This is a genomic window from Kitasatospora sp. NPDC036934, from assembly GCF_055608425.1.
Genome location: NZ_JBVJQR010000029.1, coordinates 1 through 25320 on the forward strand (window position 1 = coordinate 1; position 25320 = coordinate 25320).

At 74.6% G+C, this 25320-nt stretch carries 17 protein-coding genes; 5 read left to right on the forward strand and 12 right to left on the reverse strand.

All coding sequences use genetic code 11. The annotated features are described in order from the left end of the window. Positions 1-87 precede the first annotated feature (87 nt). The 3 genes from ACZ7BZ_RS31625 to ACZ7BZ_RS31635 all read right to left on the reverse strand — a co-directional run bounded on the left by ACZ7BZ_RS31625 (position 88) and on the right by ACZ7BZ_RS31635 (position 4836). Positions 88-1368 (reverse strand): lanthionine synthetase C family protein, encoded by a 1281-nt coding sequence (locus tag ACZ7BZ_RS31625; protein WP_470361321.1) that lies wholly within the window; start codon positions 1366-1368, stop codon positions 88-90. A gap of 106 nt (positions 1369-1474) precedes the next feature. Continuing rightward, positions 1475-4612, reverse strand: a complete 3138-nt coding sequence (locus ACZ7BZ_RS31630; protein WP_470361322.1) for a lantibiotic dehydratase — start codon at positions 4610-4612, stop codon at positions 1475-1477. An 86-nt stretch (positions 4613-4698) separates the two neighbouring features. Beyond that, positions 4699-4836, reverse strand: a complete 138-nt coding sequence (locus tag ACZ7BZ_RS31635) for a hypothetical protein (RefSeq protein WP_470361323.1) — start codon at positions 4834-4836, stop codon at positions 4699-4701. A gap of 306 nt (positions 4837-5142) precedes the next feature. On the opposite strand from ACZ7BZ_RS31635, the gene ACZ7BZ_RS31640 reads away from it, so the two are divergent. After that, positions 5143-8226, forward strand: a complete 3084-nt coding sequence (locus tag ACZ7BZ_RS31640) for an AfsR/SARP family transcriptional regulator (RefSeq protein WP_470361324.1) — start codon at positions 5143-5145, stop codon at positions 8224-8226. Positions 8227-8235: 9 nt separating this feature from the next. Here ACZ7BZ_RS31640 and ACZ7BZ_RS31645 read toward each other — a convergent pair whose 3' ends face one another. From ACZ7BZ_RS31645 to ACZ7BZ_RS31660, 4 genes are all read right to left on the reverse strand, one after another. Further along, complete coding sequence (locus tag ACZ7BZ_RS31645) at positions 8236-8469, reverse strand: hypothetical protein (RefSeq protein WP_470361325.1); 234 nt, start codon at positions 8467-8469, stop codon at positions 8236-8238. Between the two features lie 305 nt (positions 8470-8774). After that, on the reverse strand, positions 8775-10049 hold the full coding sequence (locus tag ACZ7BZ_RS31650; protein WP_470361326.1) for a glycoside hydrolase family 10-like protein: 1275 nt from the start codon (positions 10047-10049) through the stop codon (positions 8775-8777). A 132-nt stretch (positions 10050-10181) separates the two neighbouring features. Then, complete coding sequence (locus ACZ7BZ_RS31655) at positions 10182-14852, reverse strand: caspase, EACC1-associated type (protein WP_470361327.1); 4671 nt, start codon at positions 14850-14852, stop codon at positions 10182-10184. 64 nt (positions 14853-14916) lie between these two features. Next, positions 14917-15324 (reverse strand): effector-associated constant component EACC1, encoded by a 408-nt coding sequence (locus tag ACZ7BZ_RS31660; protein WP_470361328.1) that lies wholly within the window; start codon positions 15322-15324, stop codon positions 14917-14919. Between the two features lie 218 nt (positions 15325-15542). On the opposite strand from ACZ7BZ_RS31660, the gene ACZ7BZ_RS31665 reads away from it, so the two are divergent. Both ACZ7BZ_RS31665 and ACZ7BZ_RS31670 read left to right on the forward strand, forming a co-directional pair. Beyond that, complete coding sequence (locus ACZ7BZ_RS31665) at positions 15543-16322, forward strand: VOC family protein (protein ID WP_470361329.1); 780 nt, start codon at positions 15543-15545, stop codon at positions 16320-16322. A gap of 108 nt (positions 16323-16430) precedes the next feature. After that, a complete protein-coding gene (locus ACZ7BZ_RS31670; protein WP_470361330.1) occupies positions 16431-16649 on the forward strand; it encodes a hypothetical protein in 219 nt (72 codons plus the stop codon). Positions 16650-16654: 5 nt separating this feature from the next. Here the strand turns inward: ACZ7BZ_RS31670 and rox are convergent, their stop codons facing one another. Further along, complete coding sequence (rox, locus tag ACZ7BZ_RS31675) at positions 16655-18082, reverse strand: rifampin monooxygenase (RefSeq protein ID WP_470361331.1); 1428 nt, start codon at positions 18080-18082, stop codon at positions 16655-16657. A gap of 414 nt (positions 18083-18496) precedes the next feature. Between rox and ACZ7BZ_RS31680 the strand changes: the two genes are divergently transcribed. Then, positions 18497-19693 (forward strand): MFS transporter, encoded by a 1197-nt coding sequence (locus tag ACZ7BZ_RS31680; RefSeq protein ID WP_470361332.1) that lies wholly within the window; start codon positions 18497-18499, stop codon positions 19691-19693. 64 nt (positions 19694-19757) lie between these two features. After that, a complete protein-coding gene (locus tag ACZ7BZ_RS31685) occupies positions 19758-20588 on the forward strand; it encodes an aldo/keto reductase (protein WP_470361333.1) in 831 nt (276 codons plus the stop codon). A 279-nt stretch (positions 20589-20867) separates the two neighbouring features. Here the strand turns inward: ACZ7BZ_RS31685 and ACZ7BZ_RS31690 are convergent, their stop codons facing one another. From ACZ7BZ_RS31690 to ACZ7BZ_RS31705, 4 genes are all read right to left on the reverse strand, one after another. Further along, on the reverse strand, positions 20868-21395 hold the full coding sequence (locus ACZ7BZ_RS31690; protein WP_470361334.1) for a GNAT family N-acetyltransferase: 528 nt from the start codon (positions 21393-21395) through the stop codon (positions 20868-20870). Between the two features lie 138 nt (positions 21396-21533). After that, positions 21534-23261 (reverse strand): penicillin-binding transpeptidase domain-containing protein, encoded by a 1728-nt coding sequence (locus tag ACZ7BZ_RS31695; protein ID WP_470361335.1) that lies wholly within the window; start codon positions 23259-23261, stop codon positions 21534-21536. A 259-nt stretch (positions 23262-23520) separates the two neighbouring features. Then, a complete protein-coding gene (locus tag ACZ7BZ_RS31700; RefSeq protein ID WP_470361336.1) occupies positions 23521-24567 on the reverse strand; it encodes an alcohol dehydrogenase catalytic domain-containing protein in 1047 nt (348 codons plus the stop codon). A gap of 191 nt (positions 24568-24758) precedes the next feature. After that, positions 24759-25127, reverse strand: coding sequence for a zinc ribbon domain-containing protein YjdM (locus ACZ7BZ_RS31705; RefSeq protein WP_470361337.1), 369 nt, complete (start codon positions 25125-25127; stop codon positions 24759-24761). Positions 25128-25320 lie beyond the last annotated feature (193 nt).

Here is a 25320-nt window from a genome sequence, read left to right on the forward strand (position 1 = left end):
CCGACAAATCCCAAACAGGACAGTCGAGACGTCAGTCAGGCGGAGGGTCAGACCCACCGGCAACATCATCACGTCACATCCTCACTGTCAGGCGAGCAGTAGGGCCCGGTCCCAGCAGGTGGCGGGGGCGCGGTCGGTGGCGAAGGTGTGCAGGGCGAGGGCGGCTCCGGCGGCGCCGGTGAGGAAGCCGGCCGGGTCGTCCGTCCAGCCGTTCCTGGTCGGGGGCCCGACGAAGCCGAACGGGCCTTCCGAGTCCGTGAGTTGGAGCATTCGGGCGGCGATGGCGGGGAGTCGCTCGGCTGTTCGGCGGTCGGTGCCGTCCTGGGCGATCCGCCAGCTGCACTGCAGCAGTCCGGCCCAGCCGTGGCAGAGCCCGGCGTCGGTGAGGGCCTCGCCGCTGCGGTCCAGGGCGGCCAGCAGCGCCTCCTCGGCGGTGCGGCACCAGGAGGGGACGTCGAGTGCGAGGCCGGCGAGCTGGAGGGCGCGGGCGATGCCGGGGGTGCCGTAGCACCAGGACGGGCGGCCGGGTTCCCGCGCTGTTCCGGGCGTCAGCTCCACGGTGGACGGCCACCAGGGCCCGGCCCGGTCCGTCCGGACCTCGCCGAGCAGCCACTCGGCCAGCCGGGTGATCGCCTCGGCCTGCCCCGGCACCCGCACCCCCTGCCGCCAGGCCAGGACGAGCAGCGCCAACGGGCCCGGGGCGCCGTGTGCGAGCCCGACGTTGGCGTGGCCCAGTCCGGGGGTGACGGCGCGGTGGCGGTGGACGTCCTGGGCGACCCACCAGCCGGGCAGTCCGGCCCGCGGTTCGGTGAGCGCCACCAGGCCGCGCAGGGCCTCCTCCGTGGCCGGGCGGTCCTGGTCGAGCAGGACGGCGCCGAGCCCGGCCAGGCCGGAGATCAGGTCGTAGGACTCCAGCGCGGGGTGGTCCGTGCCGTCGGCGATCCGCTGCCGCTCGCGCCGGGCCAGCCGGCCGGCCAGGACGGCGGTCTCGCCGCGCAGGTGGGCTCGGGCCGCCCGGTAGTCCTGCGGGCCGGAGGCCGCTCGCCGCAGGGCGAAGCAGAGCGCGGGCACCGCGTCGTACAGCCCGGTACCGGGTGCGGCGGTCCGGGCCGAGCGGGCGGCGAGGGCGAGCCAGGTGTGCGCCGTGTTGCGGAACGTGTCGTCGTAGCGGGCGAGTTCGGCGTAGAGCAGGGCGATGCCGGGGGCGCCGCCGGCCAGGCCGTTCGGCTCCCACCGGCGGCCGGTGGCGGCGAGCGCGGCGGCCACCCGGTCGGGGTCGGCGAGCCGGGAGGCAGTGGCAGCGACGGCGGTGGCGGCGCGTTCGCGCAGCGGGGTGATGGTGTCGGCGTGGTGGGTGGGCGGGCTCATGCGGCCGCTCCTGCGGGGTCGGCGGTTCGCTCGGCGGTTCGCTCGGCGGTGGCGGTGGCGGTGGCGGTGGCGGTGGCGGCAGTGGCGGCCCGGTCGGTGGACGGGCTCATCCGATCGCCTCGGCCGCGCCGAGTACCGCTTCGGCCGGGCCGGGTGCCGGTCCGGCCTCGCCGAGCGCGGCCAGCCGCCCGTGGTACGCCCGGACGGTGCGCCGGGCCAGCGCGAGCGAGCGTTCCTCGCCGGTGCGGTCCACCCCGATCAGCCGGTTGTGGTGCATGTGCAGCAGCGCGCCGAGTGCGGTGTCGGTGCTGCTCCAGCGTTCGTCGAGGCGGGTGCGGTAGGCGGCCACGGCGGCCGCCCGTTCGTCCCAGGAAGCGAGCAGCTCGCTGCCGCCGGGCAGTCGGCCGAGTGTGGTCCAGAGGCCGCTGGGGTCGATCAGGGCGCGCGCCTGTTCCCGTACGGCCGACAGCAGTTGGTGCCGTTCGGTGGCTCGGTGGAGCCGGGTCAGCAGTCCGAGGTCGCCGAAGTGGTGGGCCACGTCGACGTAGTTGGCCGCCACCAGGGTCAACGGATCGATATCCAGGCGGCGTTCGCGCAGCAGTCGCAGCTGGACCAGGCAGGAGCGGCTGTCCGCCGCGAAGACCCGCTCGGCGGCCGCCATCGCCGCCGGGCCGCCGTAGCGTTCCAGTTCGGGTTCGTAGCCGTCCAGGACGAGTCGCTCGGCGAGGCCGGCGGTGGCCAGTCGGTCGGCCCAGGCGCCGAGGGCGGGCAGCAGTTCGGCGCAGAGCGCGGTCGGGTCGCCGTGGAAGCGCAGCCGCAGGTGCGGCCGGGGGTCGAGGTAGCGGATGAAGAACCAGCGGTCGACCGCCGCCGGTAGCTCCGCCAGCAGTTGGGGCAGCTGCCGGTCGAGCAGTTCGTCCTGCCGGGCGGTGGAGCAGTACAGCTTGGCGTACAGCCAGGGTGAGGAGCCGGGGCCGTGCACCGTGCGGCGTCGGGGCGGGGCCACGGCCGGGGTGCGGGCCGTCCCGGGGGAGCGGCGGATCAGCGGGAACGCCAGCTCGTTGCTGCGGCCGTCCTCGCCGAGCCAGCCGGTCGGCTCCGGCGGCACCTCCTGGAGGTGGCCGTCGGCGGAGGTGGTCCAGGCGTGGTGCAGCAGTTCCCGGTGGCGGTCGTCCGCCAGGTCGAGGGTGATCCGCTGGTCCTCGCTGACGCTCCGCACCACGCGCGGCACCCGCCAGCGCCGCCGCCACTCCGCCAGCCGCGCGCACCACTGCCGGTACGGCACGGCGGCGTCGCGCAGCGCGGGCTCCTCGGGGAGCCAGCGGGCCGGGCTGAGTACGGTGCGCCCGTACCGCACCCGGGGCAGGAAGGGCAGCGTGTCGGCGGCGCCCCAGCGCCAGCGCGGCCAGCTGCCGGCGCCGCTGCGGGAGAGCTCGTCCAGCAGCCGGGCGGCGTTGGGCGCGTGGACGTCGGTGGCCAGCATGTGCGGCAGCGTCGGCACCACCTCCCGGCCGAGTCGGCGGGAGACGACCGCGAGCCGGTCGTGGTCGGCGACCACCGCGAGGTCGTCGATGCCGAGGACGGCCGGGTCCGTCCGGTCGGCGAACTGGGCGAGCGTGATGGCGTACGGCACCAGCTGCGGTACCCGGGCCACGTTGCCGGTGTGGGCGCGCGGGGTGCGGAAGGCCAGCTGGGCGCGGACGGCCTCAGGGTTGTCGGTGGGCAGGGTGCGCACCGTCTCGGTCAGCGGTCGGCCGGCCTCGCCCAGGACCGCGGCGAAGCGGCCCGCCATCGCCCCGGCGGTGGCGCCGATGCCGCTCACCACCAGGGTGAACTCGCCTGCCGCGAGCGCCTCCTGAGAGGCTGCCCGCAGCTCGGCCAGCAGGTCCAGGGAGGGCGGCGCGGTGCCGGTGCTGCCGCTGAGCCGGGCCAGCAGCGCGGCGTCGAGCACCAGTTCGCGCTCACCGTCGGCCGCGGCGCGCTGGGCGAGGGCCAGCAGCAGTTGGTCGCGCGGGTCGGCGGGCTCGCCGGGCCGCAGTGCCCGGGTGCTGCGCGGCAGCCGGTAGCCGGCGGGCGCGCCCAGGCCGCGTTCGGGGTCGAGCAGTTCGAGCAGCGGCACGGCGCGGCCCAGGCCGTACCGCTCCAGGAAGTCCTCGTGGTACTGCCGCAGGTGCGCCGGGCCCGGCCGCCCCGCCGAGACCGCCCACAGGGCCTCCGCGGCCCGCTCGACCTCCCGGCGGACGGCGGACGGCAGCCGCACCTCGACGTCGAGACCGAGGTCGACCTGCACCAGCCGCTCGGCCGGGTGCAGCCGGTGCATCCGCTCGGTCAGGGCCCGCCAGCGGGTCAGTCCAGCACCGGGGGCGGTGCCCTGGTACGCGGCCAAGTCGGCCTGCACTGCGCGCAGTTCGGCCTTGGCCGGGAGGTCGGGCAGCCGGGCCAGCAGGTGCCCGACCGGATCCGGCTCGGCGGCCGGCGGCAGCAGGTCGGTCAGCAGGATCTGGGTGCGGACCAGTTCGCCGAGCAGCCAGTCCACCGCCGCGGCCTCGACCTGCGGGTGGGCGGCCAGCACGGCGCGGTGCAGCTCCGTCCAGGGCAGCGGCTCGGCGGCGTGCGCCAGCACGGTGCGGATCGCCGCGGTGTGGCGGATCGACAGCTCCCGCCCGGCCGTGCGCTGCTCGGCGCCCGGCACCGGGAGGTAGGGCAGCACCAGCCGGTCGTCGCGCACCCGGCACAGGTCGTTGGCGGTCACCCGCAGCCCGCGCAGCACCGGCAACTCGTGCTCCAGCGCAGTGACCAGCCCGGTCAGCCACTGCTGGTCGGGCCGGGCGGACTTGCGCGGCCGCCCGCCCCAGCGCACGGCGGGCCGGTCGGCGAAGCGGGCGGTGGCGACCCCGGCCATCAGGCCGAACGGGGTGGCCCGGTCGGACATCCGCAACCGGTAGCGGGTGAGCGCCCGGGCCGCCTTGCGCTGTTGCTTGGGACGGATCGGCATCCCCGCCTCGACCAGGTCGAGCACCCGACTGAGCGAGGGGCTGGAAACGGCGACGGCCTCGCGCAGGAGCCCGTCGCGGAGTGCGGCGCGCAGCTGGTCGAGGTCGGTGTCCTGCGGGGCGGGGTCGCTGTCCTGTGCGGCGGGGTCGGTGTCCTGCGGGGAGGGGTGTTCGGGCAGGGAGCGGGCCGGTCGGACGGCGGCCCGCAGCAGGGCGACCTCGCTGCAGGCGAAGATCGGCGTGTCCGGCACGGCGGGCTCCTACGGGGGCGGAGGGGAAGCGGTGGGGGCCGGTGCGGCGGCCGGGGGGAATGGGCCGCCGCACCGGGTACTCGGGGTCACTCGCAGCAGCGCGAGTTGCGGGTCGAGTTGCAGGAGAACGGCCAGGAGCCGCTGGCGGCCGCGTGCTGCGCCTCGGTCTCCTCCTGGGCCGGGGCGCTGATCTCCAGGACATCGAGCTCGAGGATGTCGTTCATGGCCAACCATCGTTTCAACGGGATCCAGTGTGTTGTCGTCAGAAGAAGCAGCCGGGCCGCCGGCCGTTGTTCCGCAGGCTCAATGGCCTCCTGACGCCAGGAACACTAGGCGCGACCGATCAACACCCGATCGACCGAAGGTCAACGCGCGCCCGGCTTCGATCGACGACCGATCAACGCGGCCGTGCCGTGTGCCCGTGGCCACCGCCCGGGGCTCGGCACCGGGCTTTTTCAGCGCCTACTCTGTGCACCGAACGAATGAAGATCAACGGCCGCGTGACCCGCGGCCGAACGGGGGGACACGGCGTGGTCGAGGGACTCGCGGGGCTCGGCTTCTCGCTGCTGGGGCCGATGCGCGGGCGGCGCGACGGCGAGGCGCTGCGGCTCGGCAGCCCGCAGCAGCAGGCGATGCTCGCGGTCCTGTTGCTGCGCCCGGGCGGGGCCGCCGGTGCGGCAGACTTGATCGAGGCGCTCTGGGGCGACGAACCGCCACAGGCCGCGACCACCACCGTGCGCACCTACGCCTGGCGGCTGCGCAAACTGCTGGAACCGGGCCACGGCACGCCGGCCGTCCTGGTCTCGCTCGGCGACGGCTATCGGCTGGTGCTGCCCCCCGGGGCGGTGGACGCCCAGCGGGCCGAACGGCTGGCGGCCTACGCCGAGGCCGAGGTGGCGGCCGGTCGGCCCGCACGGGCGCGTGAACTGCTCAACGAGGCACTGGAGTTGTGGCAGGGCGAGCCACTCGCCGGGATCCCCGGCCCGTACGCCCAGCGTCAGCGCGACCGGCTCGGGGAGCTACGGCTCACCCTGCTGGAGGAACGCCTCGCCCTGGACCTGATGCTCGGCCGGGCGGCGCGCTGCGTCCCCGAGCTGACCGCGCTGACCACCGAGCACCCGCTGCGCGAGCGACCGCACGGCCTGCTGATGCGGGCGCTGAGCCGCAGCGGCCGGCTGGCCGACGCGCTGGCGGCGTTCCGGCGGGTGCGCGACGTGTTGGTGGAGCAACTGGGTGTCGAGCCGGGGCCGGAGCTCACCGAACTGCACCGGCGGATCCTGAGCGGGGAGGAGTCCGTGGAGGCCTCCGTGGAGGCCTCCGTGGAGCCGCAGGTGGCCGTGGTGGCGGCCGACGAGGCCCCCGGTCCGCCCGCGCCACCCGCGGCCGCTGTCTCCGGTGCGCCGCGACCGGCCCAACTCCCGCCCGCACCAGGAGACTTCATCGGCCGATCGGTCCAGGTGGAGACCATCCGGGCCGCCCTCACCGCCCCCGCCCGGGACGCCCTGCCGGTGGTGTCGGTGGTCGGTATGGGCGGCGTCGGCAAGACGGCGCTGGCCGTGCGCGCCGCCCACGGCGCCCGCAGCGCCTTCCCCGACGGCGAGCTGTACGCCGACCTTCGCGGAGCCGACGCCCTCCCGGCCAGTCCCGCCGACGTACTCGCCGCCTTCCTGGCCGCGCTCGGTACCCGGCCCGAGGCCGTCCCCGACAGCACCGCCGACCGCACGGCGCTGTTCCGCTCGCTCACCGACGGTCGGCGCCTGCTGGTCGTCCTGGACAACGCCCGGGACACCGCGCAGATCCGCCCCCTGCTGCCCGGCTCGCCCGATTGCGCCGCGCTGGTCACCAGCCGCACCCGCCCCAGCAGCCTGCCCGCCGTCGTCCACCTGGACCTGGAGGTCTTCACCCCCGAGGAAGCCGTCGAGCTGCTCGGCCGGGTGATCGGCCGGCCCCGCCTGGACGCCGAGCCGCAGGCCGCCCTGGACCTCGCCGCCGCCTGCGGCTACCTGCCGCTCGCCGTCCGCATCACCGCCGCCCGGCTGGCCGCGCGCCCGCGCTGGACCATCGCCAGCCTCGCCGAGCGGCTCGCCGACGAACAGCGCCGGATCGACGAGCTGCGGACGGGGGACCTGGCCGTCGGCGCGGCCTTCGAACTCGGCTACCGGCAGCTGACCCCCGACCAGGCCCGGGCCTTCCGGCTGGCCGCCTGGGGCGAGGGCCCCGACCTCGGCCTGGACACCGCCGCGGCACTGCTCGACCGCCCGGCGGAGCAGGCCGAGGAGCTGCTGGAATCCCTGGTCGACGCCGCGATGCTGGACTCGCTCAGCGCCGGGCGGTACCGCTTCCACGACCTGCTCCGCGGCTTCGCCCGTTCCACCTCCCGCAGCTCCCGCAGCTCCCGCAGCTCCCGAACCGCGGGCGTGGGTAGCCTTGACGGCCCCGGAGGTTCCGATGGCTCCGACGGCCCCGAGGAGGAGCGGGCGGCCCGCGCCCGGCTGCTCGGCCACCTGCTGGCCGGCGCCCGTACGGCGTTCCAGCTCGCGGTGCCCGGCGACCCGGTGGCCGGCGCGCTCGGCGGCCCCGCCGCCGAGGGGCGGCAGGACACCGGCCCGGTGCTGCGGGACCTCGCGGCCGCCCGGGAGTGGGTCCGGGCGGAGAGCCCCGGCGCCATCGCGCTGGCCGGGCGGATCGCCGACGAGGCCGGCCCGGACACCGAACTCCGTCCGGTGATCGACCTGTTGATCGCCCTCAGTCCCTTCGGCTCCGGCGAGCTCGGCGACCGACTGGAAGCGGCGGTGACCGCCCTGGTCGGCGCCGCCACCACCGGCGGCGACCGCTTCGCCGAAGGCCGGGCCCGGTTCCTGCGCTGCGGACTCGCCCTCGCCGCCACCCGGCTGGACGAGGCCCGCGCCGAGGCGGAACTCGCCGAGCGGGCCAGCCGCGCGGCCGGGGACACCGTCATCCTGCGCCAGGTGCTCAACGACCTCGGCCTGATCGCCCAGACGCTGCGCCGCAACGAGGAGGCGATCCGCCGCTTCGAGGAGTCGGTCGAACTCGCCCGCGCACTGGGCCACCGCTCGGGCGCGGTGACCAGCACCGTCAACGCCGCGCTCGCCAAGGTCCGGCACGGCCGGGCCGAGGAGGCCGCCGACACCTGCGAGCTGGTCCTGCCCGAGGTCCGGGCGCTCGGCGACACCGTCGGCACCGCGTACACCCTCTACGTCCTCGGCCTCGCCCTGCACGGCCTCGGCCGCTACCAGGAGGCCGCCGACCGCTGCCGGGAGTGCCGGGCGGTGGCCGCCGCCGCGGGCCGCCGCGATCGGGAGGCACTGGCGGGCGTGCGCCTCGCCGAATCCCTGCTGGCGCTGAGCCGACCGGAGCAGGCGGCCGAGGAGGCGGAGGCGGCCCTGGCGATCACCGTGGAGATCGGTGCCCGCCGGGACGAGGGGTACGCACTGGTCGTCCTCGGCCGCTCCCTCGCCGAACTCGGACGCCCGGCCGCCTCCCGGGAGCGCCTGCACGAGGCGCACGCCATCCTCGAAGGCCTCGGCCTCCCGGACGCCGCCGATGTCGCCACCCTCCTCGGCGAGCTGGTCACCCTGCCCGCCGAGGAGTGAGCCCCACGGCTACCGCTGCTTGGGCTTCACGCAGCTGACGCACCAGGCACCGGTGCCGTTCCACTCGTCGATCCGCGGCTTGCCACCCGATCCGGTCGCGCTCCCGGCGGCCTGGTGCGTACCCGCCTGCGGCTGCGCGGCCTGCGCCGACGCGCCGACCTGCGGCAGGAGGACCAGCCCCACGGCCACCGCCACCGAGGCGAGTCGGGTCGCGATGCGGGTGCTGCTGCGGTGCTCGGCCATCCGAATGCGCCTCTCTGCAAGTTGTCCACCGGCCCCCGGTGGTGCCCGTACGCTCCCACATCCCGATCAACACAGGATCAACGCCGGGGCGGCACCCGGCCGGGCCGTTGATGAAACGGGCCGGGGCCGGCACCCGGTTCAGGGCGTGTTCGTCGAGCCGCTTCCAAGGCAGCGGCGCGTTCGGGCAGTCGGGGACCGCCAGGATGGTCGGTTCCATCGCACCCACGTCCTCTCATCGGTCCTGCTGCGCACCGTGGACCCTGCGAACTCGGCGCCCTGCGCCGGAATGCGGGAGCCGGACAGGCTCAGCGGGCTTCCGGCCGGTAGTGGTCGGCGACGACCCGTGCCATCGCACCGATGCGGTCCTCGGCGACGTCCCTCGCCGCGAAGAAGCAGTGGCCGCGGACGGAGGGCGAGCGCCGGGCCAGTGTCAGGTGGCGGGACAGTTCGGCCGGGTCCTGCCAGGCGGCGGGCTGGGCCGGATCGCCGGCCTTGTACACCGCCTCGCCGAGGTACAGGTCGACGCCGGTGCCCCGGGCCACCTCGTCCCACCAGGGCACCAGGACGGCGTAGTCGGCGGCGGCGAAGCCGATGTGCCAGTACAGCTGCGGGCAGAGGTAGTCGAGCCAGCCCTCGCGCACCCACCTGCGGGTGTCGGCGTGCAGGTCGTCGTAGGCCTGCACGCCCGCCGTGGTCGCCGAGCCGCGTCCGTCGGCAGCCTGGTTGCGCCACACCCCGAACGGGCTGATCCCGAACCGCACCCGGCCGTCGATCTCCTTGATCCGCTCGGCCGTCTCCCGCACCAGGAGGTCGATGTTGTCGCGCCGCCACGCGTCGCGGTCCGGGAATCCGGTCCCGTACCGGGCGTACGCCGCGTCGTCGTCGAAGCGCTCGGTGGCCACCGGGTACGGGTAGAAGTAGTCGTCGAAGTGGACGCCGTCGAGGTCGTAGCGGTGTACGGCGTCGAGCATGGCGTCCTGGACGAAGCGGCGGACCTCGGGCAGGCCCGGGTCGTAGTGGAGCTTCCCGCCGTAGGTCACCACCCAGTCGGGGTGGACGCGGGCGGGGTGGGTCGGGACCAGCCGGGACGGATCCGCGTGGGTGGCGACCCGGTACGGGTTGAACCAGGCGTGCAGTTCCAGACCCCGCCGGTGCGCCTCGCTGACGGCGGTGCCCAAGGGGTCCCAGCCGGGGTCCTGACCCTGCACCCCGGTGAGCCAGGCCGACCAGGGCTCGTACGGGGAGGGCCACAGCGCGTCCGCGGTCGGGCGGACCTGGAACAGCACCGCGGTGAGCCGCCGTTCCACCGCCTGGTCGAGACGGGCGAGGAGTTCGGCGCGCTGGGCGCCGGCGGAGAGCCCGGGCCGGGAGGGCCAGTCCCGGTTGGCCACGGTCGCCAGCCACACACCGCGGAAGTCCCGTGCCCCGTCTCGTTCCCCGTCGCGGTGTTCGGCCCCGGACGGGACGGCCTGCCGCCGTGGCCCGCCCGGGCCGGCCCCGAACGCCGGGCCGGGCGGGACCAGCCCGCTGAGCGCTCCCGCGGCGCCCGTCACGAAGCCCCGCCGGGTGATTCGCCCCATGTCGCACTCCTCGCTCGGATCCCGTTCGCCCGGGCGGGCCGGAGCGCACACCGGCCCGCGCCGCGTCAGGACCAACGAGCCCGGGGGGTGTTCGGATGCGCGGAGTGGGGCCGGTGGCCGGTCGGCGGGTGGTCAGCGGCAGGGCGGGTCGTACGGGGTGCCGGGGAAGTACTGGCGCCACTGGTCGGGGGTGATGGGGGCGCCGACCGCGTCGCAGAGGCGCCGGGTGAGGCGGTCGATGTCGGGGTCGATGAGCAGGACCCTGCTCGGGTCGGCGCTCCCGCCGGCCAGGCCGGCGATCAGGCTGCTCCCGTCGGGGCTGAAGCCGATCGTGTAGACGCTGTGTGGGGCGGTCAGCACGCCGAGCTCGCTCGGCGCGTGGGGATCCGCCACCTGCCAGAGGTGGATCTGCCCGGCGTCGGGGTCGGAGGTGTCCGGAGTCCTGGTCTTGCCGACGAGCCGCCGGTCGTCGCGGCTGAACTGGAGGCCGTACTGTCGCTCGGCGGCGACGGAACCGGTCGGCACCGGGTGGTGGATGTCGCTGATGTCCCACAGGTTGACGGTCCGGTCGGTGGACAGCGCGAGGGTGCGCCCGTCGTGGCTGAGCGCGATGTCGTTGACGATGTCCTCGGGGAGCGTGCCGTGGTCGGGGTGGGCGGGGTCGTGGAGGTCCCACAGCTGGACGGTCTTCGGGTTGGTGTCCGGGACCTTGGCCAGGCCGAGTACGAGCAGGTCATCGGCGTTCGCCTCCAGTACGGCGTTGGTGCCGAGGCCGACCGGCGGGAGGGTGGCCGGGTGCCGGGGGTCGGCGAGGCTCCAGATGCTCATCCGGTGGGTGCTCAGCCGGTCCAGCGACACCAACTTGCGGTTGACGAGGTGCAGTTCCCCGGGCGGTTGCGGGGAGTCGACGGTGGAGAGCTCCTTGGGGGCGCTCGGATCGCCGACGTCCCAGACGTGGATCCGGCCGTCCCGCCCGTTGGTCACCACCAGCCCGTCGCCGATGGCCAGGTCGCCGGTGAAGGTGACGAGGGCGCCGGTGTGCTCGACGTAATCGGCGAGTTCGTCGAGGGTGCCGCCGCGCCGGGGGTGGTCCGGGTCTGTGACGTCCCAGAGCTGCGGGGCACCGACGTCGCTGAACGCGAGCAGGGTGCGACCGTTGACCGGGCGGACGACTCCGCCGTTCAGGACGGTGAACGTCCCTGCGGGGTGCGGGTCGTAGGGCCCGCCGGTGCGCCAGAGCCGGTACTCCTGGGAGGCCGGGTCGCGCGGGTCGGAGCGCGGTTCCAGGGCCCAGGCGAGGGTACGGCCGTCCCGGGTGAAGTTCCCGTCGTAGCCGGTGCCGGAGAGGATCGCGGCCGGTGCCGGGTGCCAGCTCCGGAGCTGCGCTTCGGCGCCCGTGCTGAGCAGGGAGGAAGCGCCGTCGCTGACCACGACGGCGTACACGGCCCCGGGGGTGGGGTAGCTGGAGGTTCGGACCGGGTGACGCGGATCGCCGATGTCCACGGCCTCCAGGTGGCTGCGCCGGGGGCCGTTGTCGACCGAGGCCCCGAGCGCCAGGGTCCGGCCGTTCGGTGAGAAGCCGAGGGCCGCCACGGTCTGGGACTCGGCGATCCTCACCGCGACTGGGCTGTCGGAGCCGGGTGCGGTGACCGGTGCGGGCTTGGCCGGATCACCGGTGTCCCACAGCCCCACGCCACTGCCGTTGGTCCCGATCGCAAGCTGGGACTCGCCCGGGCGGAAGGCCACGGCGAGTGCGTGACTGTCGGCGATCGTGGCGCTGAGCGACGGTTCGGACAGGTCCGTGACGTTCCAGAGCTGGACCGAGGTGGAATTCTCGGACTCCTCGTGCACCAGGGCGAGCAGGCGGCCGTCCGAACTGATCGCGCCGGACTGCGGGGTGGCGGTATTGGTGGGCAAGGCGGCGGTGCGGACCGGGTGCCGGGGGTCGGTGACGTCCCAGAGCGTGGACCCGGCCCGGTCGAGAGCGGCCAGCGTGTGCCCGTCCGGGCTGAGGACCAGGGTGCCGGAGGCGCCGGGCAGGGTGGCGAGGCCCTCCGGGTGGGCGGGGTCGGTGAGGTTCCAGAGCCGTACCGAGTCGGGCGAGTCCTGGGCCGCGAGCAGCCGGCCGTCCCGGCTGAGCGCCAGACCGGTACCGTCGCCGCCCGGCCGGATCTCGGACCGGAGCGTCACCCGGCGTGGGTCCGAGACGTCCCAGATCCGGACGCCGTGATCGGCGGTCGCGCCGGCCAGCAAGTGCCGTTCGGCACTGTGGGCGAGCCGCTTGACGGGCCCGGCCTGTTCGTCGACCGGCGTGTAGTACGGCGCCAACCCCGAGTCCAGCAGGCTGCTGCGCGCCTCCGGGGTGTCCGCGAGCTGCCGCGCCGCCAGGGCGATCTTCAGCGCCAGGGTCGGATCGACGGACCGGACCTTGGCGGCCGCCTGGGCGCCGACCTTGGAGGCGAGGGTGTCGCGCTGCTCGTCGGCGATCCGGTTCTGCCGGACCGCCGCGCCGACCCCGGCGACCGCCACCACCAGCAGCACCGCCAGGGTGCCGGACAGGGCCCGCAGCCGGGTGGTGCGCCGCCGGTCGGCGCGCCGTTCGGCGGCCTGCCGGGCCTGGCCGGCGGCCACGAACTCCCGTGCCACCGCAGTGGTCCCGTGCCGTTCGGCGGACTCCTCGATCCACTGGAGCGCGGCGGCCAGCCGGACGCCCCGGTACAGCGCCCCCTCGTCGCGCTCGTCCCGCTCCCAGGCCTCCGCCGCGTCGTGCAGCCGCTGGCGGACCAGTAGACCGGCCCGGTCGTGCTCGATCCAGTCGCGCAGCTGCTGCCAGGCGCGCAGCACCGCCTCGTGGGCCAGTTCGGCGTGGTGGTCGTCGATGACGACCAGCCGGGCGGCGACCAGCGCGTCCAGCGCCGTCCGGGCGGCCGGGTCCCGGTCGAGGCCCAGTTCCTCCCGGGGGACGCTGCGGCGGGTGTCCTCCGCGCCGTCGACCACGTGCACCATCCGCAGCAGGAGCTGCCGGGCGGCCCGCTGCGCCTCGGCGTCGAGGCCGTCGTAGGTGGCCTGGGCGGTCTGCGCGACGGCGCCCCAGATGCCGCCCGAGGCCTGGTAGCCGGCCATGGTGAGCAGTCGGCCCGAGCGCTTCTGCCAGGTCGCCAGCAGCGCGTACGACAGCAGTGGCAGGGCGGCCCCGGCGCTGCGCGGTCTGCTGCCTCCGTCGCTGCCGCCGGTGGCGTCGGTGCCGCTGGTGCCGTCCCTGCCGCTGGTGCCGTCGCTGCCGCCGGTGCCGTCCCTGCCGCCGGTGCGCAGGTCGCGCAGCAGCAGGTCGACCAACCCCGGCTCCAGGCGCAGCCCGGCCAGCACGGCCGGTTTCTCGACGGCGTCCCGCAGCTCCCCGGTCCGCATCGGGCCGACCAGCAGCTGACCCTTCTGCAGCGCCTCGGCCAGCGCCGGGTGGGCCGCGCAGTGCCCGTAGAAGTCGGCGCGCAGCCCCAGCAGCACCACCGCGCGAGGGTCGGCGTCCGCCGGTCCCCGGGCGCAGGCGGCGGCGAGGGCCGCGACGAAGACCTCCCGCTCCCGCTCGTCGCTGCAGGAGGTGAACAGCTCCTCGAACTGGTCCACCACCAGGACCAGGCGCGAACCGTCGGCGGGCAGGCGGTCGACGATCGACCCGGGCTCCGCCGCGAGGTCGTCCCGGATGTCGTCGGGAACGCCGCCGTCCAGCTCGGCCAGCGCACGGGCAAGCCGGGCGACCGGACTCTCGCCCGGAGTGACCACCAGGCGCGGCCAGCGCGCGGGCCGCAGCGCCTCGGGCAGCGCGTGGTCCAGGGCGGGCAGCAGTCCGGCTCGCAGCAGCGAGGACTTGCCGGCGCCGGAGGGGCCGACGACCACGAGCGGCCCGCCCTCGGTGAGCCGCGTGGTCACCCGGGCGACCAGCGCGGCGGTCAGCTCCTCGCGGCCGAAGAAGTACTGGGCGTCCTCCGCGCCGTACGGGTCCAGGCCCCGGTACGGGCAGGGGCCCGCCCCGGGGCCCGCACCCGGCACGTCCGGCGGCTGGTAGGCAGGGTTGGGGGCCAGCACCAGCTCGCCGACCCGCCCCTCGGCCTGGCGGCGCGGCTGCGGGAAGCCGCGCTCCCGCAGCGTTCGGGACAGCGCCCGGTGCGCGTCGTCCAGGGTCAGCTGCGGCGGCCCGACCGGGTCACCCTCGCGGAGCAGGCGCAGCAGCTCCCCGCTGAAGGCGGTGTACGGCGCGCCGGGCGGGGCCAGGGCGAGCTCCTCCGGGGCGGCCGAGGCCAGGACGAAGCCGCCGCCCGGACAGGCGGACTCGAAGGTGCGGCCGGCGCCGCCGACCGGCACGGCCCGGCCGGAGAAGCAGCAGTCCAGCACCAGGACCACCGAGCGGGCCCGGGAGCGGGCCAGGGTCTCGCGCAGGGTGGCGTAGCGCAGGCCCTTGTAGGCGAGGCCGCGGGTGAGGTGGTCGGTGACGCGGGTCGCCAGGTACAGCTCGTTGTCCTCGCCGACCAGGCCGTGGCCGACGTAGTACACCAGCAGGACGGAGTCCGCCGACTCGGCGGCGGTGGTCAGCTCCTCCCCGAGTGCGACCGGGTCCTCCGGGTCGATCACGGTGCGGACCCGGTCGGGGGCGAGGCCGCAGCGGTCGACCAGCTCGCGTGCGAGCGCGCGGACCGTCGCGGCGGCGGCCGGGACCTCGGGCAGTACGGAACCGGCGACGTGTCGGCCGGTGCCGATGATCAGCGCCCGGGCACCGGGGAGCCGCAGCGGTGAGCCGGGGTCGGTCATCGGCCCGGGGGCAGCCGTCAACCCGGTGTCACTCGGCAACCGGGCGTCAGTCATCGACCCGGGGTCACTCATCGCCGTCCGACGGCAGGACGGCGGCGGGACCGGGGCGGTCGGCGAGCGACTCGCCCACCTCGCGGACGAGCGCCGCGACGCCGTCCGGATCGAGGCCGTGCACGGCGGTCGCCCGCAGTTCGATCGAGCTGCCGTCCGCGCGGGTCACCCGGACCACCGTCTCTCCGGCCCGCCGCCGGATCCACGCGATCAGCGCGCTGGTCAGGCCGGACAGGGCCCCGCCCGCCCCGACGGCGACGGTGAGCACGTCGGTGAGGGTGCCCAGCGAACCGGGCAGAGGCGGCTCGGCCGTCAGTTCGACGCGGCCGCGAAGCCCGTCCTCCGCCCGGAGCCAGGCCAGCAGGGAGGCGGTGGCGCCCCGGTCGGCGTCGGTCACCTGGATACGGAGCAGTTCGTCCACGGTCCCCCCTCGGGAGCCAAACGGTGCACGCTGATTGACCTAGCGTCACAACAATGAGCGGCCGCGGTCAAACCCCGTGGTCGGAGGCCCCTGTGGGGCTGCCCGACGGCTCCGTTGAGCCGGACGGGTGAGGCCTGGCGGTCGGCGTGTCGGGTGGCGGATCCCTGGGCGGGACGGGAGGGTGACTGGCGGGGGACCGCACGAGCGAAAGAGCGACCATGCCCGAAGTCACCACCCCGTACGTGACCGGCACCCCGTGCTGGGTCGATCTGATGGCGAAGGACCAGCAGGCCGCGCTGGACTTCTACCGCGACCTGTTCGGCTGGCAGGGACAGCCCGGCCCGGCCGAGTTCGGCGGCTACGCCGTCTGCCAGCTCGACGGAAAGGCCGCGGCCGGCATCGGCCCGGCGATGGCCCCGGAGGGCATGCCGGAGCCGCCCACCGTGTGGACCAGCTACCTGGCCAGCACCGACGCCCAGGCCACCCAGGACGCCGTCGTCGCGGCGGGCGGCACCCTGCTCGTCCCGGTGATGGACGTCGGCAGCCTCGGTCGGATGCTGATCGCCGCGGACCCGCAGGGCGCGGTCTTCGGCGTCTGGCAGGCAGTGGACTTCTCCGGGGCCCAGGTGGTCAACGAGCCCGCCGCGCTGACCTGGAACGAGCTGCACACCAGCGACATCAAGGGCGCCACCGCCTTCTACGGGGAGGCCTTCGGCATCGAGGTCGAGCGGGTGGAGGGCGACATCGAGTACTGGGAGCTGAAGATCGGCGGCCGCCCGGTCGGCGGGGCCACGCTGCTCAGCAACGACCCGCCCGGCACCCCCGCGCACTGGCTCACCTACTTCGCGGTCGACGACGCGGACTCCTCCGTCGACGTCGTGGTCCGCAGCGGCGGCACCGTCCTCGCCCCGCCCTTCGACATGATGGCCGGCCGGATGGCGGTGGTCGCCGACCCGCAGGGCGCCCCGTTCGCGATGATCCAGGTCGCCTCGGCGTAGAGCCCGGCGACCCCCGGCACCAGCCGCCGAACGCCCCGCCCGCCCGGACACCCGGGCGGGCGGGGCACGTCGGCGCCCAGACCCACCGGAAGGACGGGTGGACAGGCCGTGACCGGACGCCACCGACGCCCCCGGGAACCGGAGTTCCCCGACGACGCCGACCGCAGGCTCCGGGCCATCGCCGACCAGCGGCCGCTGGTCGAGGAGGGCGTCGTGCTGCTCCCCGGCTCGGACCATCCATACCTGTACCGCACCGTGTACCAGCCGGACGGTACGGTGCAGCACACCCTGCTGCGGATCGACTCGGGCCCGCCGCAGGGGAGTTGAGCGGCTCAGGCCGTGGCGGGGCCGAACCACCGGGTGAGCGCGTCGTCCAGGCTCGCCTGGTCCTCGCCGACCCAGGCGGCGTAGCCGTCGGGCCGCAGCAGCACCGCCGGCGCGTCCAACTCCTCGACGGGGTCGGCGACATGGTCGACGCGGTCGGCCCAGCCCGCCACCGAGAGGCCGCCGGTGGAGTCGAGCAGCAACGCCCTGCCACCGCGCATCAGTTCGTACAGGCGCCCCTGCTTCAGTCGGACGTCCCGCAACCGCCGGCCGAGCAGCTCGGGGCCCTCGCCCAGGTCGTAGCGGACCCCGACCCCGAAGACCATCTCCGTGACGTACCGGTTCACCTCCTCGAAGTCCATCAGGGTGGAGAGCAGCTCCCGCAGTGCGACGGCGCCGGGCTCGGAGCCCAGCAACGTCATCTGGGCCCGGGTGTTGGCCAGCACCTGCGCGCCGATCGGGTGGCGTTCGGCGTGGTAGCTGTCCAACAGGCCTTCGGGGGACCGGCCTTGAACGGCGGCGGCGAGCTTCCAGCCGAGGTTGTAGGCGTCCTGGATGCCGATGTTGAGGCCCTGGCCGCCGGTGGGCGGATGGATGTGCGCCGCATCGCCGGCCAGGAACGCCCGGCCGGCCCGGTAGCGCTCGGCCTGCCGGGTGGCGTCGCCGAAGCGGGACAGCCAGCTGGGCGAGTGGGCGCCGAAGTCGGTGCCGGCCGTGGCGCGCAGCTGCTGCCGGAACTCCTCCAGGGTGGGCGCGTCGCCGCGCTCCTCGCGGACGTCCGCGGCGGGCACGACCATGCGGTAGACCCCCTCGCCGCGGGGGACGGCCCCGAAGCGCAGCTCGCCCCGGCGGACCTCGGTGACCACGGCCTCGATCACCTCCGGTTCCGCGGCCAGCGACAGTTCGCCGAGCAGGGTGTCGACCCGGGAGGGCTCGCCGGGGAAGTCGATGCCGAGCTGCCGGCGCACCGTGCTCCGGCCGCCGTCGCAGCCCACCAGGTAGCGCGAGCGCAGCCGGCTGCCGTCGGCCAGCTCGACGCTCACCCCGTCCTCGTCCTGGTCGAGCCCGGTCACCTCCCGGCCGCGCCGGATCTCGGCGCCGAGTTCCAGCGCGTACTCCTGGAGCAGCCGCTCGGTGACCGGCTGCTCGATGCTCAGGCCGTAGTCGTGGGCGGTGTCCATGGTCTCCGGCCACGGCTTGTGGATGTGGCCGAAGAAGCCGCCGATCCGGAACCGGCCGCCCACTTCGAGGAACCGCTCCAGCAGTCCCCGCTGGTCCATCATCTCCACGCTGCGCACGTGCAGGCCCTGGCCGCGGGACTCCCGGGTCGGCTCGGTCAGCCGCTCCAGGACCACCACCTCCACGCCCTGGAGCCGCAGTTCGATCGCCAGCATCAGGCCGGTCGGCCCGCCGCCGACCACGATCACATCGATCATCGGAACATCCCCCGGTGGGTGTCGAACGAGAGTGTCGGACGAGGCCGCTACATCGGACACCGGCGCGCGTACGGTGTGAACGGCGCAAATCGCCAGGTTCCGGCCTCGGGCGACGATTGTGCGCCCTGAGGGGGGCCTTGCCGCAAGGCCCCCCGCGCGCGGTACCTTGGCAGTGGCGAGGAGTCCCTGGACTCCTCGCTTTTTGCTGTCCGTGGCGGGTCCCGTGCTGCCGGGGTGAACATCGACGATCTTGAACGGCGATGGTGGTGGCAGCAGGGGCAGTGGCAGTGGCGCGGGCAATTGCGCGGGCGCGGGTCTCTGGCGACTGCAAACATTGCGTTTGCAAGTATGAGGCGACTGCAACTATTGTGGAGGCCTGTAAGCCGCTGAAGTCATCCTATGAAGGGTCGCGCCATGCCTCTCGCACTCCTCGCCCTGGCCATCGGGGCCTTCGGGATCGGGACCACCGAGTTCGTGATCATGGGTCTGCTGCCCCAGATCGCGGGTGACTACGGTGTGTCCGTCCCCACCGCCGGCCTGCTGGTCACCGGCTACGCGCTCGGCGTGGTCATCGGCGCCCCGCTGATGACCGTGCTGGGCACCAGGATCAGCCGCAAGACGATGCTCATGCTGCTGATGGGCCTGTTCGTGGTCGGCAACCTGCTGTCCGCCGTCGCGCCGAGCCTCCCGCTGATGCTCGTCGGGCGGATCGTGACCTCACTGGCCCACGGAGCGTTCTTCGGCATCGGCTCGGTGGTGGCCGCCGAACTCGTCGCCCCGGACAAGAAGGCCGGCGCCATCGCCACCATGTTCACCGGGCTGACCGTCGCCAACATCGTCGGCGTCCCGCTGGGCACCTACATCGGCCAGGCCGTCGGCTGGCGCACCACGTTCGTCGGCGTCGCGGCACTGGGCCTGCTCGGCCTGCTCGGCATCGCCAAGCTCGTCCCGGCCATGCCCCGCCCCGAAGGCACCCACCTGCGCGGCGAGTTGACGGCGTTCCGCAACCCCCAGGTGCTGCTGGCGATGGCGATGACCGTCCTCGGCTTCGGCGGGGTCTTCGCCGCGATCACCTACATCGCCCCGATGATGACCCACGTCGCCGGCTACTCCGACGGCGCCGTCACCTGGCTGCTGGTCCTGTTCGGCGCCGGGATGTTCCTCGGCAACCTGCTCGGCGGGAAGTTCGCCGACCGCAAGCTGATGCCCCTGCTGTACGGGACGCTGGGCGGCCTGGCGGTGGTGCTGGCCCTGTTCACCCTCACCGCGCACGACAAGATCGCCGCCGCCGTGACGGTCCTGCTGGTCGGCGCCCTCGGCTTCGCCACCGTCCCCCCGCTGCAGAAGCGCGTCCTCGACCAGGCCCACGGCGCCCCGACCCTCGCCTCGGCCGTCAACATCGGCGCGTTCAACCTCGGCAACGCCCTCGCGGCCTGGCTCGGCGGCCTGGTCATCTCCGCCGGCCTCGGCTACACCGCCCCCAACTGGGTCGGCGCCCTGCTCGCGGCGGCGGCGCTGGTCCTGGCCGTCTGGTCCGCCGCCCTGGAGCGCCGCGGCCACCGCCCGGCCGTGGACGTGGCCCCCGCGCCGCGGATCCCCGTCCACCACTGAGCGGCCGTCGACCGCCGCTCCACTCCGCCCCCGTCCAACGCACCTCCTGAGAACCGGAACCACCATGAGCACCCGCAACGTCCCGACCGTCCGGCTGAACAACGGCGTCGAGATCCCCCAACTCGGCTTCGGGGTCTTCCAGATCCCCGACGACGAGACCGCCGCCGCCGTCACCTCCGCCCTCGAAGCCGGGTACCGCAGCATCGACACCGCCGCCGTCTACGGCAACGAGACCGGCGTCGGCCGTGCCCTGGCCGCCTCCGGCCTGGCCCGGCAGGACCTCTTCGTCACGACCAAGGTGTGGAACGCCGACCAGGGTTACGACGCCACCCTGCGCGCCTTCGACACCAGCCTCGCCAAACTCGGGCTCGACCAGGTCGACCTCTACCTGATCCACTGGCCCACCCCCGCCCGCGACCTCTACCCCGACACCTGGCGCGCCATCGAGCGGATCGCGGCCGAGGGCCGGATCCGCGCCGCCGGCGTCTCCAACTTCCAGCCCGCGCACCTGAAGCGGCTGCTCGACACCACCGACCTCGTCCCCGCCGTCAACCAGATCGAACTCCACCCCGGCCTCCAGCAGGGCGAACTGCGCGCCTTCCACACCGCCCACGGAATCGCCACCGAGGCCTGGAGCCCGCTAGCCCAGGGCGCCGTCCTCGGCGACCCGGCCGTCACCGCCATCGCCGGGCGCACCGGCAAGTCGCCCGCCCAGGTGGTCCTGCGCTGGCATCTCCAGCTGGGCAACATCGTCATCCCCAAGTCCGTCACCCCGGCCCGGATCCGTGAGAACCTCGGCGTCCTCGACTTCGAGCTCACCGCGCAGGACCTGGCCGCCATCGCCGCAGGCGACCGCGGTCTGCGGACCGGCCCGGACCCGGACCGGTTCAACTGACCCACCCCGGCCCCCGGGGCCCGGCCCCCGGGGCCCGCCGATGGCGCAAGGCGAGGTCGGCGGGCCCGGTGAGCTCAGTCAGCCCGGTGGAGCCCGGTGGGTAATTCGCTGGTGGGGGGCGGTCCTTCAGGCCAGGACGACGCCATGCCGATCCCTGGGAGCCGGGCCGCGCCCGCGGCCATCGGGTCGGGGTGCTGCGGATGTGAGAGGCTTCCAGAGTCGATCATGGTGGGTGGGGCGGGGGAACGGGGCTGCGGAAGTGATCGGGGCCTCGGGGCGTCAGGCATTGGTCGGTACGAGGTAGCGGAGCTTGCCGCCGTCCGCCGCGACGAGACGGCCGCCGTTGGCCTCGATCACCCGCCGGGACGCGGTGTTCGACTCGTCGCAGGTCAGCAGTGCCCCGGTGATGCCCAGCGCGGCGGCCACCGGCAGCGCGGCGGCGAGCATCGCCGTCGCATGCCCCCGCTGCCGGGCGCCGGGCCGCACGTCGTAACCGATGTGCCCGCCGACCCGCTCCAGGTTCGGCGTCAGCCGGTGCCGGATCGCCAGCCGGCCCAGCAACTCGCCCTGGTCGGCCCACCACAGCGTCGTCATCGGCACGCCCGCGTCCGTCCGCATTCCCGCCTCCGTACGCTCGGCGAGGACGCGCGCGACGTAGCCGGCGAACGCGTCGGGATCGGCCAGGGCGGCCGGCTCGACGTCGGAGACGAACCACGGGACGGCACCGCCGGGCTCGGCGCGGAACTCGGCCACCGCCGCCAGGAACGAACTCCGCAGCTGTACGGTCGGGTTGATCAGTTCGGGCATTGCGCCATGATGCCCGACGGCCACACCGCCGTCACGGCGTACCCCCCCCACGCCACCCTCGGCCAGGTGACGGCGGTGGGGGGGACCGGGCTGTGGTGGGGGAACACCCCTGAGCGGGTCGAACCGCGGTGGGCGCGGTCAGTCCCGGCCGCCCGCCTTCAGCACCTGGGCGGCCGCCACGCCCGCCGCGCTGTTGCCGTGGCCGCCGCCCTCGACCTCGGCCGCGACGGCGAGGTCGTTGCGGTAGGCGATGAACCAGCTGTTGGTGGCCTGGTCTGAGCCGGCCTCGACGGTGCCGGTCTTGGCGCCGATCTGGCCGCTCAGTCCGGACATCGGGGTGCGGGCGGTGCCCTGGCTGGCGGTCCGGGCCATCATCGAGCGCAGGCCCTGGGCGACCTCGGCGGGCAGTTTTCCGGCGGCCGTCACGCGCTTGACGTCCGTGCGCAGGACGGGCTGGCGAAACGTTCCGCTCTGCACGGTGGCGGCGACCGAGGCCATCAGCAGCGAGTTCACCTGGATCTGGCCCTGGCCGATGTACGCGGCCGCCGCCTCGTCCTTGTTCCCCGGGAGCGGGATGGTGGCGTCCCGGCTGGGGATGCCGATCCGCCACTGCAGGCCCAGACCGAACTGGTCGCGGGCGACCGTGCCCAGGGTGCCGGGCTGGAGCTTCTCCAGGCCCTTGTCGATGAAGCCGGTGTTGCAGGAGTGGATGAAGTCGTCGCTGAGCGTGTAGTCGAGGTGGTTGCCGGGCTCGTCGTTGTGCCAGCTCCTGGGGGAGTTGGTGGTCTCCTTGCAGGGCGCGGCGGTGTCCGGGGTCATCCCGGACTCCAGCAGCGCCGCCGCGGTGATCACCTTCATGGTCGAACCGGGCGGCTGCCCGCCGCCGACCGCGCGGTTGAAGTCGCGCTGCGGGGCGTATGCCATCGCGAGGATGTTGCCGGTGCTCGGCTGGACTGCCACCAGCGAGGCGGGCTTGCCGTTCGCGGACTGCTGCTTCACCGCCTCCTCGGCGACCTGCTGGAGGTCGGCGTCGATGGTGAGCTTGACCTGCGGTGCGCTCGGCGGGGTGAGCACGAACAGCTCCTCCGCGTCCTGGCCCCCGCCGGTGAGCACCACGGCCCGCCCGGTGACGACCTCGGCACCGTCGGGCGGGGCGATCTGCGGCAGCACGGAGCGCAACGAGGGGTAGGCGTCCAGCGGCCGCCCCTTGCGGTCGGTGGGCTTCGACACCGGGTTGGGCATGGCTTTCACGGTGACGGTGCGGCCCGCGGCGAGCTTGGGGTGGACCACGGTCGGTGCCCAGCGCACCAGTACGCGGCCGTCCGAGGCCCGTACGACGCCCAGCGCGCTCTCGTACTCCCAGGCCTCGGTGGTGCCGTCGAACTCCGCCCGCACCCGGTAGCCGACGGTGGGCTCGCCCGCCGTCCCGGTGGCTGCGGGGCCGGTGCCGGTCAGGGTGAGGGAGCGGGCCGACACGCCGTCGTGGAACGAGGTCAGCGCCATCCGGGCGGCCTCCGGACGGTCGGTGAGGCCGGCGGCGACGGTGAGGTCCCCACGGCCCCAGGCTGCCAGGAAGTCCTTGGCGACCGCGTCGGCCTGTTCGGTGGTCGGCGGCGTCCGCGACTCCTTCGCGGCCGTCGGGTCGGCGCTGCTCCCGACGGCGGAAGGGCCGCCGGACACCGCGTTCATCATGGTGTAGGCGCCGTACCCGGCCACGACCATCAGCGCGGTGAACACCCCGCCGACGGCCACCAGCCACACGCGGTGGGACCGCGGGCGGGCCGGGTCCTCCTGGTGGTCGGCGTGCACGAGGTGGTCGTACTCGTCGTACTGCTCCGTGGCACGGCCTTCGTGCTCTTCGCGCATGGCGCTGCGTCCCCCTGGGTATTCCGGTTGTCCTCGCGCCCGCCCCGGGCCGGTGAGTGCGGCCGCCCGGCTGATCGTTCGGGCGCGATCAGCCTAAGCGTTGCCGATCGGCCGCCGGACGGCGGGGTCTTTGCCAATGCTTGACCTGCGCTCGAAGGAGGCGGGGCGGACGGAGCGGGCAAAACGGAAGGGACCGGGAAGGGACCGGGAAGGGACCGGGAAGGGACCGGGAAGGGAAGGGGGCCGGGAACGGAACGGCTCAGCGGCCGGTGGTGACGACCATCCGGAAGCGGGCCCGTCCGCTGCTCATCTTCGCGACGGCCGCCGCGCTCTCCTCCAGCGGTACCTCCTCGATCCAGGCGCGCACGCCGGTCCGGGCGGCGAACCGCAGGGTGTCCTCGGTGTCGAGCGCGGAGCCGGAGGAGTGTCCGTGGATGGTACGGTCGCGGGCGATCAACTGGAGCGGGTTGATGGCGAGTTGATCGACGGAGGCGCCGACGACGACGAGTTCGCCGCGGCGGCCCAGGCCGTCCACGGTGGCGGACATCGCGTCGGAGTTGGTGACGGTGGCCAGGACGACCTTGGCGCCGCCGAGCGCCTGCAGGGCCTCCGCGACGTCGCCGGCGGTGCTGTCGATGTAGTGGTCCGCACCCAGCTGGTACGCCAGCGGCTCCTTCTCCGCACCACGGGCGATCGCGACGGTGCGGAAGCCCATCGCACGGGCGAACTGGACCCCCAGATGGCCGAGCCCGCCGAGGCCGAGGATCGCCACGGTGTCGCCCGGGCGGGCCGAGGAGCGGCGCAGGCCGTTGAACACCGTGATCCCGGCGCAGGCCAGCGGCGCGGCCTCGGCGGCCGTCAGCTCGTCGGGAACGGCCGCGAGCGCGTCGGCGGGCACGATCACGGAGTCGGCGTAGCCGCCGGGGTAGGCGGCGCCGGGCACCTTCAGCTGGGGGCAGAGGACGGCGTCGCCGTGGCGGCAGGCCTCGCAGCGCCCGCAGCTGCCGCCGAACCAGCCCACCGCGACCCGGTCGCCGACCTTCCAGTCCTGGACGCCCTCGCCGAGGGCGTCGATCCGGCCCGCGATCTCGTGACCGGGGGTGACCGGGAAAGAGGTGCCGGGCAGCATGCCGCCGGCGATCAGCAGGTCGGAGTGGCAGACGCCGCACGCCTCGACGGCGATGCGGACCGTGCCGGGTCCGGGCTCGCGCAGCGGGACCTCGACCAGCTTCGGCTCCCCTCCGGGAGCGGCGACCTGAACGGCGCGCACGACGCCGTCGGCGGGGGTGGGGGTGGTGGCAGCCATGGGGATCCTTCGTCACGGGGGACCGGCGCGGGGCGCGCCCGCGCACGCTGACCACATCAGCTTGCGGGGTCCGGCGTGGGTTGGCCACGCGCTGCCGGTCGGGTACGGTCCCGCCGGGCCGGCCGGCAGGCCGTGACGGCGACGGTCCGGACGAGCGCTGTGCTCATCCGGACCGCTGCGCCATGCGGGCCTCAGGCCTTCTTCACCACGCTGGACTTGAGCTGCATCGCGCCGAAGCCCTCGATCCGGCAGTCGATGTCGTGGCCGTCCACGCCGTCGACCAGGCGGATGTTGCGGACCTTGGTGCCTGCCTTGATGCCCGAGACGCTGCCCTTGACCTTGAGGGCCTTGACCACGGTGACGGTGTCGCCGTCGCTCAGCACATTGCCGACCGAGTCCCGGATGACCCGCTCACCCGCGCCCGCGCCCGCGCCCTCGGCACCGGCACCGCCCTCGGCGGGCACCCACTCGTGGCCGCACTCCGGGCAGACCATCAGGGCGTTCATCTCGTAGGTGTACTCGCTGGAGCACGAGGGGCACGGCGGGAGGGTGTCGCTCATGGTCTCTGACTGTCCTGTTCTGTCCGGGCGGCACGGGGGTCGGCGGCACGCAAGCCTGTATGAACTTGAAGAACTTTTCAAATCGACATCCGATCGCGCCGGGATCCGCCCGGCTTCCGCGCCGGGATCCGCCCGGCATCCGCGCCGGGATCGGCCCCGGAACCCGCCCGGGCGCAGCACGGCTCCGCCCCGG

What these genes read in the sequence shown, in the direction of transcription:
- ACZ7BZ_RS31625 (WP_470361321.1), bottom strand. Translation starts at nt 1,368, where the DNA reads ATGAGCCCGCCCACCCACCACGCCGACACCATCACCCCGCTGCGCGAA.
- ACZ7BZ_RS31635 (WP_470361323.1), bottom strand. Translation starts at nt 4,836, where the DNA reads ATGAACGACATCCTCGAGCTCGATGTCCTGGAGATCAGCGCCCCGGCC.
- ACZ7BZ_RS31645 (WP_470361325.1), bottom strand. Translation starts at nt 8,469, where the DNA reads ATGGCCGAGCACCGCAGCAGCACCCGCATCGCGACCCGACTCGCCTCG.
- ACZ7BZ_RS31650 (WP_470361326.1), bottom strand. Translation starts at nt 10,049, where the DNA reads ATGGGGCGAATCACCCGGCGGGGCTTCGTGACGGGCGCCGCGGGAGCG.
- ACZ7BZ_RS31655 (WP_470361327.1), bottom strand. Translation starts at nt 14,852, where the DNA reads ATGACCGACCCCGGCTCACCGCTGCGGCTCCCCGGTGCCCGGGCGCTG.
- ACZ7BZ_RS31665 (WP_470361329.1), top strand. Translation starts at nt 15,543, where the DNA reads ATGCCCGAAGTCACCACCCCGTACGTGACCGGCACCCCGTGCTGGGTC.
- rox (WP_470361331.1), bottom strand. Translation starts at nt 18,082, where the DNA reads ATGATCGATGTGATCGTGGTCGGCGGCGGGCCGACCGGCCTGATGCTG.
- ACZ7BZ_RS31680 (WP_470361332.1), top strand. Translation starts at nt 18,497, where the DNA reads ATGCCTCTCGCACTCCTCGCCCTGGCCATCGGGGCCTTCGGGATCGGG.
- ACZ7BZ_RS31685 (WP_470361333.1), top strand. Translation starts at nt 19,758, where the DNA reads ATGAGCACCCGCAACGTCCCGACCGTCCGGCTGAACAACGGCGTCGAG.
- ACZ7BZ_RS31690 (WP_470361334.1), bottom strand. Translation starts at nt 21,395, where the DNA reads ATGCCCGAACTGATCAACCCGACCGTACAGCTGCGGAGTTCGTTCCTG.
- ACZ7BZ_RS31695 (WP_470361335.1), bottom strand. Translation starts at nt 23,261, where the DNA reads ATGCGCGAAGAGCACGAAGGCCGTGCCACGGAGCAGTACGACGAGTAC.
- ACZ7BZ_RS31700 (WP_470361336.1), bottom strand. Translation starts at nt 24,567, where the DNA reads ATGGCTGCCACCACCCCCACCCCCGCCGACGGCGTCGTGCGCGCCGTT.
- ACZ7BZ_RS31705 (WP_470361337.1), bottom strand. Translation starts at nt 25,127, where the DNA reads ATGAGCGACACCCTCCCGCCGTGCCCCTCGTGCTCCAGCGAGTACACC.